At 70.7% G+C, this 13,066-nt stretch carries 10 protein-coding genes; all 10 read right to left on the bottom strand.

What is annotated here, in order from left to right; all coding sequences use genetic code 11:
- Positions 1-185: 185 nt before the first annotated feature.
- Positions 186-2,312, bottom strand: coding sequence for a PTS fructose transporter subunit IIABC (locus WFH25_RS13090; protein WP_336698017.1), 2,127 nt, complete (start codon positions 2,310-2,312; stop codon positions 186-188).
- Between the two features lie 68 nt (positions 2,313-2,380).
- Positions 2,381-3,403, bottom strand: coding sequence for a 1-phosphofructokinase family hexose kinase (locus tag WFH25_RS13095; RefSeq protein ID WP_336698019.1), 1,023 nt, complete (start codon positions 3,401-3,403; stop codon positions 2,381-2,383).
- The gene (locus tag WFH25_RS13100) at positions 3,400-4,188 is read right to left on the bottom strand and encodes a DeoR/GlpR family DNA-binding transcription regulator (RefSeq protein WP_070417069.1); all 789 of its coding nucleotides are present in this window, start codon (positions 4,186-4,188) and stop codon (positions 3,400-3,402) included. The genes WFH25_RS13095 and WFH25_RS13100 overlap by 4 nt, the downstream gene beginning before the upstream one ends.
- A gap of 516 nt (positions 4,189-4,704) precedes the next feature.
- On the bottom strand, positions 4,705-5,508 hold the full coding sequence (locus WFH25_RS13105) for a carbohydrate ABC transporter permease (RefSeq protein WP_254791852.1): 804 nt from the start codon (positions 5,506-5,508) through the stop codon (positions 4,705-4,707).
- 131 nt (positions 5,509-5,639) lie between these two features.
- Positions 5,640-6,650, bottom strand: a complete 1,011-nt coding sequence (locus WFH25_RS13110) for a carbohydrate ABC transporter permease (RefSeq protein ID WP_083295087.1) — start codon at positions 6,648-6,650, stop codon at positions 5,640-5,642.
- Between the two features lie 4 nt (positions 6,651-6,654).
- A complete protein-coding gene (locus WFH25_RS13115) occupies positions 6,655-7,980 on the bottom strand; it encodes a sugar ABC transporter substrate-binding protein (protein WP_070417070.1) in 1,326 nt (441 codons plus the stop codon).
- Positions 7,981-8,179: 199 nt separating this feature from the next.
- Positions 8,180-8,734 carry a DUF2231 domain-containing protein gene (locus WFH25_RS13120; protein ID WP_336698022.1) on the bottom strand — a complete coding sequence of 185 codons (555 nt, stop codon included), beginning with the start codon at positions 8,732-8,734 and terminating at the stop codon, positions 8,180-8,182.
- A gap of 143 nt (positions 8,735-8,877) precedes the next feature.
- On the bottom strand, positions 8,878-11,046 hold the full coding sequence (locus tag WFH25_RS13125; RefSeq protein WP_083403134.1) for an ATP-dependent Clp protease ATP-binding subunit: 2,169 nt from the start codon (positions 11,044-11,046) through the stop codon (positions 8,878-8,880).
- A 48-nt stretch (positions 11,047-11,094) separates the two neighbouring features.
- A complete protein-coding gene (locus WFH25_RS13130; protein WP_336698023.1) occupies positions 11,095-12,513 on the bottom strand; it encodes an MFS transporter in 1,419 nt (472 codons plus the stop codon).
- A gap of 130 nt (positions 12,514-12,643) precedes the next feature.
- Entirely contained in the window at positions 12,644-12,919 is a 276-nt protein-coding gene (gene tatA / locus WFH25_RS13135) for a twin-arginine translocase TatA/TatE family subunit (RefSeq protein WP_306577014.1), read from the bottom strand.
- Between the last annotated feature and the right edge of the window lie 147 nt (positions 12,920-13,066).

The raw sequence follows: 13,066 nt of genomic DNA on the forward strand, positions 1-13,066 counted from the left end.
TCGGGTCGTACGTGCCCACCCGACCATTGCTGCTCACGAAGTGCGGTGGTCGCGACCACGGACGGACGGACGGGAGGCGCGGTGCCAGCCGGCACCCCTCCCTCGCAGGCTCGGTCGGCGCGCCCCGCGCAACGCTTCGCGTGCCGCTGAGCGGGGCGCGCCCGTCAATCAGGTGGTGACGACCACTACACGGCGACGGCCACGCGGTCGTCCGCCATCTCGGACACGCCTGCGTCCGCCGCCGGCGCCCGCCGCACCCACTTCTTCAGCCCGACGAGCACGAGCGCCGACACCACGGTGCCCGCGAGGATCGCGACGATGAACATCGCCACGTCCCCGATCGCGAAGAACACGAAGATCCCACCGTGCGGCGCCCGCGAGGTCACGCCGGCAGCCATCGAGATCGCACCCGTGACCGCGGCACCGACCATCGACGCCGGGATGACGCGCAGCGGGTCGGCGGCCGCGAACGGGATCGCACCCTCGGAGATGAACGAGGCACCGAGCAGCCACGCGGCCTTGCCGTTCTCGCGCTCGGGCTTCGTGAACCCCTTGCGGTAGAGCACGGTCGAGGCGAGCGCCAGGGCCAGCGGCGGGACCATGCCCGCGGCCATCACGGCCGCCATGATCTCGAACGGGACGACGTTCGTCGCGGATCCGGCGCCGAGGCCGGCGACCGCGAACGCGTACGCCACCTTGTTGACCGGGCCACCGAGGTCGAACGCCATCATCAGGCCGAGGATGATGCCGAGCAGGATCGCCGAGGCACCGGACAGCGAGTTGAGGAACTCGGTCAGCTGGGTCATCAGCCAGGCGATGGGCCCGCCGAGCACGAGCAGCATGAGCCCCGAGGCGATGATCGACGCGAACAGCGGGATGATCACGACGGGCATCAGGCCACGCAGCCAACGCCAGGTCGGGATCCGGCCGATCCAGTAGGCGGCGGCACCGGCGATGAGACCACCGATCAGGCCACCGAGGAACCCGGCGTTCATGAAGACGGCGATCGAACCGGCGACGAAGCCGGGCGCGATGCCGGGTCGGTCGGCCATGGCGTAGGCGATGTACCCGGCGAGCGCTGCCACGAGGAACCCGAGCGACACGCCACCGATCTGGAACGCGGCGGCACCGAGGTAGTACGCCAGACCCTCCGGCGGCAGGTTCAGGAGCGTGTAGTTCGTCAGCGTGTAGACCGCGTTGTTCTGCCCCGAGTCACCGTGGGTCAGCGCGATGCCGTAGCCGGCGAGCAGGAAGCCGAGCGCGATGAGGAGCCCGCCGCCCGCGACGAACGGGATCATGTAGCTCACACCCGTGAGCAGCCAGCGCTTGAGCGCCTGCCCGAAGTGCTCGTCCTTGGCGGTGCTCGAGCCGGCCTCGGCCGCGTTGCCGTGCACGCGTGCGGCGTTCGGGTCGTCGGCGGCACGGAGGGCCTCGGCGATCATCTTGTCCGGCTCGTCGACACCGCGCTTGACCGGGCCGGCCACGAGGGGCTTGCCGGCGAAGCGGCCGCGGTCGCGGACGTCCACGTCGACCGCGAAGACGACGGCGTCGGCGCGGGCGATGAGGGCCGGGTCGAGCGGCTCGACCTGCGAGGACCCCTGCGTCTCGATGTGCATCTCGGCACCCGCGCGCTGGGCCGCGGCGACGAGGGCGTCGGCTGCCATGTAGGTGTGCGCGATGCCGGTCGGGCACGCGGTGACGCCGACGAGCACCTTGCGTGCTCCGGCGGTGGACCCGGCCGCGTCGCCGTCCGCGGCGTGCGTGGCGGCGGCGGGTCGCGCCTCCTGGCCGGTGGCGGTCGCACTGGAGGCGCTGCTCGCGGTGCCGACGCCGGCCTGCGCGACCTCACCGCTCACCTCGCGGTCGACGAGGTCCACGATCTCCTGCGGGGTGGCGGCGGCGCGGAGGGCGGCGGTGAAGTCCTCGCGGATGAGCGCACGGGCCAGGGTCGAGAGGACCGTGAGGTGGTCCTTGTCGGCCCCTTCGGGCACGGCGATCATGAAGACGATGTCGGCGTCGCCGTCCGGGGCGCCGAACGACACCGTCCGGGCGAGGCGGCTCATCGCCAGGGTCGGCTCGGAGACCGACGCGGACCGGGCGTGCGGGATCGCGATGCCACCGGGGACGCCGGTGCCGACGCTGGCCTCGCGCTTGATCGCGTCAGCGGCGAGGGACGCCCCGTCCGCCGCGCGGCCGGTGGCGGCGACGCGGTCGGCGAGGACGCGGATGACGTCGCTCGAGGTGGCGCCGAGGTCCTCGTCGAGACCGACGAGCTGGACGCTGATGAGGCGTGGACTCGTGTTGACGGACATGGGTTGCTCCTTTGCAATGGCGCTGGGGGCGCGGGTGCTGCGGGGTTGAGTGTGTGTGCGGGGGTGGGTCAGGCGGGTTCGGGCGCTCGCTCGAGCGCTCGGACCTCGATGCCCGACGGGTCGGTGTGGTCGAGGGCGGGGACGTCGCTGCCGGGGAGGGCGGCGGCTGCCGCTCCGGTGGCGACGGCTTGGGCGAGGCGCTGCTCGGGCGACTGCCCGGCGACCTCGGCGAGCAGGTAGCCGGCGAGGGAGGAGTCCCCCGCGCCGACGGTCGAGCGCGCCACGATCCGGGGTGCTGCGGCCGCGTAGCTCCCGTCCTCCGTCACGAGGACGGCTCCGGCGCTGCCGAGCGTGAGGAGCACGGTGCCGACGTTCTTGTCACGGAGGCGCTGCGCCGCGATCGCTGCCGCGTCGACGTCCCGCTCGAACTCGTCCGGGTCGCCGCCGACGACCTCGGCGAGCTCCTCGGCGTTCGGCTTCACGAGGTCGATCCGCTCGCCGGACTGCAGCAGCGCGGTGAAGGGCACGCCCGAGGAGTCGACCGCGATCCGGACGTCGTCGCCGTGGCGCTGCCGGACGGCTCGCACGAGGACCGCGAGGGCGTCGTCCGGCAGCCCCGGGGGCAGGGAGCCGGCGAGGACCACCCAGCGTGCGACGGGTCCGGTCGCGGTGGCACCGGCGGTGTCGGCGACGAGGGCCGCGAGGTCCTCGAGGCGACCCGCGAGCGACGGACCGGGCTCGTTGAGCTTCGTCGTCGTGCCGGTCGGCTCGGTCACGGTGACGTTCGAGCGGAGCGGTGCACCGATCGGGAGTGCCGCGGTCGGGATCCCGCGCGTCGCGAGGCCGAGCAGCACCGGGTCGAGCTCGTCGCCGGGCAGCACCGCCACGGTGTCGCCGCCGCTCGCGACGACGACCCTTGAGACGTTGACGCCCTTGCCGCCGGGCTCGGCCGTGGAGCGGGTGGCGCGCTGGACGGCGCCGCGCTGGAGTTCGCCGGCGAGCTCGATCGTGCGGTCGAGGCTCGGGTTCGGGGTGACGGTGACGATGCGGGTGCTCATGGTGCTGCGCGTCGTGTTCGTGTTCGTGGTCATGCGACGACCACCTCGACGTCGGCCTCGGCGAGCGCTCCGGCGAGGTCGGCCGGCGGCTCCTGGTCGGTGACGATCGTGTCGATCTCGTCGAGCCGGGCGAACCGCATGAGCGCCTCGACCCCGTGCTTCGCCGCGTCCGCGAGGACCACGCTGCGCCGGGCCGCGAGGACGTACGCGCCCTTCACCGCCGCCTCGTACTCGTCCGGCGTGCTCAGGCCGAAGCCCGCGGACAGGCCGTTCGTCCCGACGAAGGCGATGTCCGGACGCAGCGCGCCGATCTGCTCGACCGTGGCCGTCCCGACGGCGGCGCTCGTCACCCCGCGGACACGGCCGCCGAGCAGGTGCAGCTCGACGTGCTCGCTGTGCTGCAGGGTCGCGGCGATCGGGACCGAGTTCGTGATGACCGTGAGGGTCGCCCCGGCCGTCGCGGGTTCCCACCGGGCGAGCTCGGCGGCGACCGCGGCGCAGGTGGTGCCGGCGTCGAGGGCGATCGAGCCGGTGAAGGTCGGCGGGACGAGGCGCATCGCGGCCCGGGCGATGGCGGACTTGGCGGAGTTGTGCTGCCCCTCGCGCTCGGCGACGGAGAGTTCGACGACGCTCGATCGTCCGACCGGGACCGCTCCCCCGTGCACGCGGCGCAGGAGGCCGGCGGACTCGAGGGCGTCGAGGTCACGGCGGACGGTTTCGGTCGTGACGTCGAAGTGCTCGGCGAGGTCGGCCACGGACACGCGGCCGGCGTCCTGCAACGCTGCTGCGATCGCGTCGTGCCGCTCGGTTGCGTACATGCCCGAACTCCTTCGTTCCCGTGGGTTTCGAGAAGAGTACGTCCCGATGCCACACAAACGCAACCGTTCCGTGCCGGAACCAACACGGCCGCAGGTCGGCGGGCCCGGGCGTGCCCGCGGCCCGCCCGCCGAGCGGGCACTTTCCGTCCCGCTCGCCGCCCCGCCCGCCGAGCGGGCCTTTTCAGTCCCGCTCGCCGCCCCCGGCCGACACCTTCCGCCCGCTCGACGAACGCGAGCGGCATGTCCCGCCCGCTCGAGCGCGCCCGCCCGGTCCCGCCCGCTCGAGCGCCCGCCCGGTCCCACCCAGCCCGGTCCCACCCACGGTCGAGGTCGCACGAACTGCCGCCCGCACGCCCCCCGAACGGCACATCGTGCGACCTCGGCGGAACGCAGACGGCAGGTCGTGCGACCTCGGCCCCGCCCCCACCCGCGCGCGCCCGACCCACACCCCGGACACGACGACGCCCCGACCCGCCGAGGCAGGTCGGGGCGCGGTCGTCCCGGACGTCGAGCGCGTCAGCCCTTGACGGCCCCGGCGGTCATCCCGCTCACGAGCCGCCGCTGCACGATGAGGAAGAACACCACCACCGGGATCGAGAACAGCACACTCGCCGCCATGAGCCCACCGAAGTCCGTCCCCTTGTTCGTCGAGAACCCCGCGAGCCACACCGGCAGCGTGTACATCCCCTGGTCCTTGAGCATCACGTACGCCGTCAGGTAGTCGTTCCACGCAGCGATGAACGCGAACACACTCGTGGCGATGACCCCCGGCATCACCAGCGGGAACAGCACGCTCCACAGGATTCGGAACGTCCCCGCACCGTCGACCTTCGCGGCTTCCTCGATCTCGACCGGCACCGCGACGAAGAACCCGCGCATGACCCAGATCGAGAACGGCAGCACGCTCGCGACGTAGGCGAGGATCAGCCCGATGTAGCTGTTGAGCAGCCCGAGCGACTGGAACGACAGGAACAGCGGGATGAGCAGAGCACCCGACGGGATCATCTGCACGAAGAGGATCGCCACGAGGATCGCCCGCCGCCCACGGAACCGGAAGCGCGACAGCGCCGCCGACGCCAGGAACCCGACGACGATCGACAGCAGCACGGCCGCCACGACCACGATCGCGGAGTTCCGCAGGTACACGAGGAACCCGTCCTGCGTCAGCGCCCGCGTGAAGTTCTCGAGCGTCGGCCGCAGCGGCAGCCAGATCGGCGTGAGGGTCGTCACTTCGTCCGACGGCTTGAACGCGGTGTTCACCATCCAGTAGATCGGGAACACCCAGACGAGGCAGAAGACCACCGCGATCGTGTTCGCCACGACCCGCGGCCTGCGTCGGCGCGCGCGCACCGGCGCGATCGGACCGGGCCTGGAGGCGCGCCCCGCCCCCGTCACGTCGGGTTGCGTCTCGGAAGCGGTCGCCCCGGTGACACCCGGGGTGGTCGTCGTCGTCACAGGTCTTCCTCCCCGCTCCGGACCAGCCGGCGGATGTAGTAGCTGGTGAGCGCTCCGAGGATCAGCGTCGAGATGACGGCGATCGCCGCACCCTGCCCGTACGCGTTCGACACGAAGGACTTCACGAACGTCCAGATGCCGAGGGTGAGCGTGGTGTCCTCGGGCCCGCCCTTGGTGAGCAGCCAGATCTGGTTGAAGACGTTGAAGTCCCAGATCACCGAGAGGATCGTCACGAGCAGCAGCGTCGGCACGAGCGCCGGCAGGGTGATCGAGCGGTACATCGCCCACGCGGACGCCCCGTCGAGCGCCCCGGCCTCGTAGTACTCGGGCGCGATCTGGGACTGTGCGGCGTACAGCGTCAGCGCGACGAACGGCACCGCCTGCCAGATCACGAGCGAGAGCACGATCGTCAGTGCCTGCCCGGGACTCGACGCCCAGTTGTCCTGCGTGTGGTCGCCGAACACCCCGAGCTGGGTGATGAGCCAGTTGAGCACGCCGTAGAAGGGCTGGAAGAGCCACTGCCAGACCAGGCTCGACGCGACGTTCGGCATCGCCCACGCCAGCACGAGCACGACGCTCACGACCGTGCGCATGACGACACCGAGCCGGGTCAGCAGCTGGGACACCGCCATGCCGATGCCGATGGTCCCGATCACCATCGCGCCCGTGACGAGCACGGTGCGCAGCATGACCGGCCAGAAGCTGGCGTCGGTGAGGACGTTCGTGTAGTTCGTGAAGCCGGCGAACCCGGCCTGCCCGGTGAAGATCGCCCGCAGCCCGTAGTCCTGGAAGGAGATGACCACCAGGCGGACGAGCGGGTAGACGACGAGCGCGAGGAGCAGCAGCGCAGCCGGTGCGAGCAGGACCAGCGGCGCTCGTGACGAGGTGAGCGATCGACGTCCTGCGCGACCGCCCGGCCCGGTGGGACCGCGACGCCCCGTCGACCCGCGCCGGGTCCCCGGCTCGGCCTGCGCCGAACCGGGGACCCGCTCCGCAGTGGAGGTCATCGAACTACTGCTGCGCGTTGAGCGCGGTCGTGAGGTGCTCCGAGAAGCCCTCGGCTGCCTGCTTCGGCGTCTTCCGACCGGTGGCGACGTCCGCGAACATCGTCTGGAACGTCGAGTCGCCCTCGATCGTCGCCCAGCCCGGGGTCGCCGGCGTCGGACGGCTGGTGGAAGCGGCCTCGAAGTACGGCTTGTGGAGCTCGTCCACGTCACCGGCGACCGCGTCGAGCAGCTGCGTGGAGTTCGGCTCCCAGCCGTCGACCCCGAACACCTGGTCCTGCTGGAACTTCTTCGAGGTGAGGATCTTCGTGTAGTACAGCGCGAGGTCCTGGTTGGCGGACTTCGACGGGATGCCGAGGTCGGAGCCACCGAGGAACACCGGCTGCGTCTTGCCCGCCGTGCTCGACGGCATCGCGAACGTGCCGATCTGGTCCTTGAGCTCGGGCTTCGCCGTGGTGATCGAACCGATCTCCCACGCGGAGCCGAGGATCGCCGAGGTGTTCCCCTGGGCGAAGACGTCGGACTCGGCCGGCTTGTCGGTGTTGATGTCCTGCGTGGACTTCGCCGAGTACGAGTTCTGGAAGTCCTTCCACGCGGTGAGGCCCTTCACGGCGTCGGCGGAGTCGATCGCGCCCTTCCACTTGCCGTCCTTCTCGGTGGCGATCTGCCCACCGGCGTCCCACACCCACTGCAGCCCGCCGTACCAGTACTGCCCCGGCATGTAGAACGCCGAGAAGTCCGCCTGCGGGTTCTTCGCCTTGACCTTGTCGAGGTCGGCCGTGAGCTCGTCGTACGACTTCGGGACGTCGGTCACCCCGGCGTCGGCCCACATCTTCTTGTTGTAGATCACCGCGCGGTTGCCGGCGAAGAGCGGGGCGCCGTACAGCTTGCCGTCCACGGTCGCCGGGCCTTCGAGCCCGGAGAGCCACGTCTGCCCGTCGGCCAGCTCGTCCTTGTACGGCGAGAGGTCCATCAGGCCGCCCGTCGCCGCGTACACCGGCACCTGCGTGTTGCCGAGGTCGACCACGTCCGGCGCGTCCTTCTGCGCGAGGGCCGTGGTGAGCTTCGTGGTGATGCCGTCCCACTGCTGGAGCTGCAGCTTCACCTTGGCGCCGGTGGCCTTGGTGAACTGCTTCTCGGCGACGTCGAGGATCTTCGGGCTGAGGTCGCCGTTCATGATCCAGACGGTGAGGGTCTTGCCCTTGCCATCGGGTGTGCCGATGGACTTCGTGCCGCCGTCGGAGGCTCCGTTGCTTCCGGCGGAGCACCCGGTGAGGGCGAGCGCGCCTGCGAGGGCGAGCGCACCGAGTGCGGCGAAACGCGTGCGTGTCACGTTGACTCCCTTGGTCCGACCTTTATGAAAGGACGTTGCGTAATGGTGAGTAAAGACCCATCACGCGGGGATGTCAACCACGAATCGGCAGGCTGTGGACAATCGCGATCCGCATGTTTCCGGGGGATCACGGATGTGGAACGGATGATCGACGGCGCTTGACGAACTGGTCATGACCAGGCATGATCAGCACCCACGCTCAGGCGTCGAACGGCACCTCGCCGTGCTGGCTCACACCCGCACGCTGCCGGTAGGCAAGGTGCCCACCGAGGTACCCGCCGACGCCGACGACCGCGAGCCCCGCGAACCCGAGGAGCTTGCCTGCCCCGTGGTTCCCGGACTTCCGTTGCATCCACGACAGCCCGTACAGCGAGATGCCCACCCAGTTCACGGCCTGGTGCACCCAACCGGTGCGGAGTTGCTCACGATCGAGCTCCGACCAGTCGACGTAGCCGGCCACCGAGGCGCTGCCCGACGACACCAGCCCCACACCGACGAGGGTCTTCGCCGCCCGCGCGTTCCCCTTCCCGCCGATCAGGTCGAGCACCGCCGCCGAGATCCACGCACCCAGCGGTACCTGCACCATGAGCGGGTGCAGCGGGTGCCCGAACGGCACGCCGTGGAGCAGCTGGCGCAGTGCCTTCGGCTTCGCGAGGGCGTTCACCACGGAACGATCGATGTCGACGGCCTTGTCGAGCACGCTCGCGTGCTCGACGGCGTCGGTGAGGCGACGGAACGCTCGGATCTCAGGCATGCCCTGGACCGTAGGCCTGGAGGCGCGGTGCCGGTCCCAGGAACCGGCACCGCTCCTCTCCCCACCGGCACGGCCGAGCGGCCGCTGGCGCGTCCGCCCGGAACCGGCGGCGTGGGCCCCGCCCGTCACGTCGAGTGCGCCGCCTACTCCTCGACGATCTCCGCGAGTTCGAACGGCTCCACCGTCAGCTCGTCGCCGCCTGCGGCGACGTCGACGCGGACGGTGTCCCCGTCGCGCACGTCACCGGCGAGGATCGCCCGCGCCAACCGGTCGTCGATCTGCCGCTGCATGAGCCGACGGAGCGGACGCGCTCCGTACACCGGGTCGTACCCGCGCTCGGCGAGCCAGGCCCGGGCGTCCGGGGTGACGGCCAGCTCCAGTCGGCGGTCGGTCAGCCGGCGTGCGAGCCGGTCGACGTAGAGCGACACGATCTGACCGAGGTCCTCCTGCGTGAGCGCCTGGAACACCACGATGTCGTCGAGTCGGTTGATGAACTCGGGGCGGAAGGCCTGCTGGACGAGCTCGCGGACAGCCTCCTCGCGCTGCACGTCGGTGATCGACTGGTCGGTCATGAACTGCGACCCGAGGTTCGACGTCAGGATGAGGATGGTGTTCCGGAAGTCCACCGTCCGGCCCTGGCCGTCGGTCAGGCGCCCGTCGTCGAGGACCTGCAGGAGCACGTCGAAGACCTCGGGGTGGGCCTTCTCGATCTCGTCGAGCAGCACCACGGAGTACGGACGACGCCGGACGGTCTCGGTGAGCTGCCCGCCGGCCTCGTAGCCGACGTACCCGGGCGGGGCGCCGATGAGCCGCGCGACCGAGTGCTTCTCGCCGTACTCGCTCATGTCGATCCGGACGAGTGCCTTCTCGTCGTCGAACAGGAACTCGGCGAGCGCCTTGGCCAGCTCGGTCTTGCCGACGCCGGTGGGGCCGAGGAACAGGAACGAGCCCGTCGGACGGTCCGGGTCGGAGATGCCCGCGCGGGTGCGACGGACCGCTTCCGACACGGTCGAGACGGCGGAGCGCTGCCCGATGATCCGTCGGCCGAGTTCGTTCTCGAGGTGCAGGAGCTTCTCGGTCTCGCCCTGCAGCAGGCGCCCGAGGGGGATGCCCGTCCACTGCGCGATCACGGCGGCGATGTCCTCGTCGGTGACGCTGTCGTTCACCATCCGGTCGGCCTGCTCGGCTTGTTCGGCGGCGGCGAGCTCGGCCTCGATCCGGGGCTTCTCGCTGTACTCGATACGCGACACGAGCTCGTAGTCGGCCTCGCGCTGTGCCCGCTGGGAGCGCATGTTGAGGTCGTCGAGCTGCTGCTTCAGTTCACCGATGCGGTTGAGACTGGCGCGTTCGGCCTGCCACCGCTGCTCGAGTTCGCCGAGCAGGGTCTCGCGGCTCGCGAGCTCGGCCCGCAGCGTCTCCAGCCGGGCCTTCGACGCGTCGTCCTTCTCCTGCTTCAGCGCGAACTCCTCGACGCGCAACCGGTCCACGGTGCGCTTGAGCTCGTCGATCTCGACCGGGCTCGAGTCGATCTCCATCCGGAGTCGGCTCGCGGCTTCGTCGATGAGGTCGATCGCCTTGTCGGGCAGCTGCCGCCCGGAGATGTACCGGTTCGACAGGCTCGACGCGGCCACGAGCGCGGAGTCGTTGATCGTGACCTTGTGGTGCGCCTCGTAGCGCTCCTTGAGGCCGCGGAGGATCGCCACGGTGTCCTCGACGCTGGGCTCCCCCACGAAGACCTGCTGGAAGCGCCGTTCGAGGGCGGCGTCCTTCTCGATGTACTCGCGGTACTCGTCGAGCGTCGTCGCGCCGATGAGCCGGAGTTCACCGCGCGCGAGCATCGGCTTGAGCATGTTCGACGCGGCCACGGAGCCTTCGCCCCCACCGGCGCCCATGAGCGTGTGCAGCTCGTCGATGAACGTGATGACCTGCCCGTCGGAGTCGTTGATCTCCTTGAGCACGGCCTTGAGCCGCTCCTCGAACTCGCCGCGGTACTTCGCGCCGGCGATGAGGGCGGACATGTCGAGCGACACGAGCCGCTTGTCCTTGAGGGAGTCGGCGACGTCACCAGCGACGATCCGCTGGGCGAGTCCTTCGACGACGGCCGTCTTGCCGACGCCGGGTTCCCCGATGAGCACGGGGTTGTTCTTGGTGCGACGCGTCAGCACCTGGGAGACGCGCCGGATCTCGGCGTCCCGCCCGATCACCGGGTCGAGCTTGCCGTTGCGGGCGATCGCCGTGAGGTCGACGCCGTACTGCTCGAGGGCGGTCTTCTGTCGCTCTTGCGAGTCAGGAGCGCCCTGGAGGTTCGCCATGCGTTCCGTCCTTTCGTTGCGGTGGTCCTGTAGTTGAGTCTACTCCACTCAACTTGCGTTCGCAGCGGGAGATTCCCGCCGCGGGTTCCGGATGCCGACGGCACTCACGAGCGCGCCGGCGAGGAGCAGCAGTGCCATCACGACCATCGCGCGGTGCAGTCCCTCGACGCTCACGGCGCCGCCGAGGACGATCCCGGCGAGCGCGACCATGACGAGCCCGGCGATCCGCGCGATCGCGTTGTTGACGGCCGAGCCCGCTCCCGCCTCGGACTGCGGGACCGACCCGAGGACCGCACTCGTCAGCGGGGTCACCATCAACGCGATCCCCGCTCCGACGAGCACCAGACCGGGGAGCACCGACCACCAGTACCCGATCGGCTCGTCACCGGCGAAGAGCAGCAGGAGCGCCCCGACCGCGGCGATCGCGGGGCCGGCGGCCATGAACCACCGCGGACCCCAGCGCCCGGCCAGCGACCCGACCGTGGTGGAGAGGAGCAGGAGCATCACGGTCGGGGGCAGCGTCGCGAGGCCGGCGAGCCAGGCCGGGAACCGCCAGACCTCTTGCAGGAACAGCGTCACGACGAAGAACACCATCCCGAGGGCCCCGTAGATCGACAGCGTCGCGAGGTTGCCGACGGTGAAGTTCCGCGCGCGGAAGAGCTCGAGCGGGACCAGGGGTGCGCCGTGCCTGCGGGTGACGCGGAGTTCCCACGGCACGAACGCCACGAGCGCGGCCCCGCCGAGCACCAGCGCGGCGAGGACGACCGGCGCGCCCCACCCGAGGCGCTCCTGCTCGATCAACCCGAGGACGACACCACCGACGCCCACGACCGCCAGCACGGCGCCGACCACGTCCACGTGCGCCCGCGGCCCCACCCGGACGTCCGCCGAGATCCGCGACACGAGCGGGATCGTCACCGCGATCGGCACCGCCGTCAGCACGAAGATCCACCGCCAGCCGATGCCGTCCACGACGAGGCCGCCGACGACCGGACCGAGGATGGTCGCCGCGCTCGACCACGCCGTCCACGTGCCGATCGCCTTCGCCTGGGCCGCACCGCGGAACGCCGCCACGATGAGCGCGAGGGCACTCGGGGTCACGAGCGCACCACCGACGCCCTGCAGCGCCCGGGCGACGATGAGGACCTCGCCCGTGGGGGCGACCGCGCACACGATCGAGGCGATCCCGAAGACCACGAGGCCCCACGTGATGATGCGGACGCGGCCGAACAGGTCGGACAGACTGCCGGCCACGAGGATGAGCGAACCGAGCGTCACGAGGTACGCGTCCACCGTCCACTGCTGCACGACCAGTCCCCCGCCGAGTTCGTCGCGGATGGCGGGGAGCGCCACGTTCACGACGCTCGAGTCGAGTCCCACGACGAAGGACGACAGGATCGCGACGACGAGCACGACACGGCGGTCGTCGCGGAGCGGGGCCGTGGCCGCCGGGGCTGGGGTCGTCATGTGCCCATCCTCCGCCACCGCGCGCGGTCCCGCCTGCCCCCGGGAGGACCTGTGGACAACTCGCCGGACACGACGAAGCCCCCGCGACCGATTGGGTCGCGGGGGCTGCCGACAGGACGGGGCTGGGGTCCTAGTTCCTGGAGTCCGAGTTCGGCTGGACCGACGGGCCGGGGTTGACGACCGGCTGCGGAGCCGGCTCGGCCGCGGTGTTCGTCACGGTCGTGGTCTGCACGCCGGGGTCGGTGCCCTTGGCCTTCTTCTCGTCGTCGCCCATCTCCTTCTTGAAGATGTTGATCGACTGCCCGAGGCCCTTGGCGAGTGCCGGGAGCTTGGTCGCACCGAACAGCAGGATGACGATCCCGAGGATGATCAGCAGGTGTACGCCACCGAGGTTTCCGAGCATCATGACTCCTTGAATCTGGATCTGGTCGCCGTCTCCGAGTCACCGTCGACGCGTGCGGCGGAAGTCCGTCGTGCACCCATCGTAACTCGCACCGGTCGGGAAACCCAGGCCGGGCACCCGAACGGACACCGTTCGCACAGGCAGCACCCC

This window comes from Curtobacterium sp. USHLN213, from assembly GCF_037144815.1.
In the GTDB taxonomy this organism is placed as follows: Bacteria; Actinomycetota; Actinomycetes; order Actinomycetales; family Microbacteriaceae; genus Curtobacterium.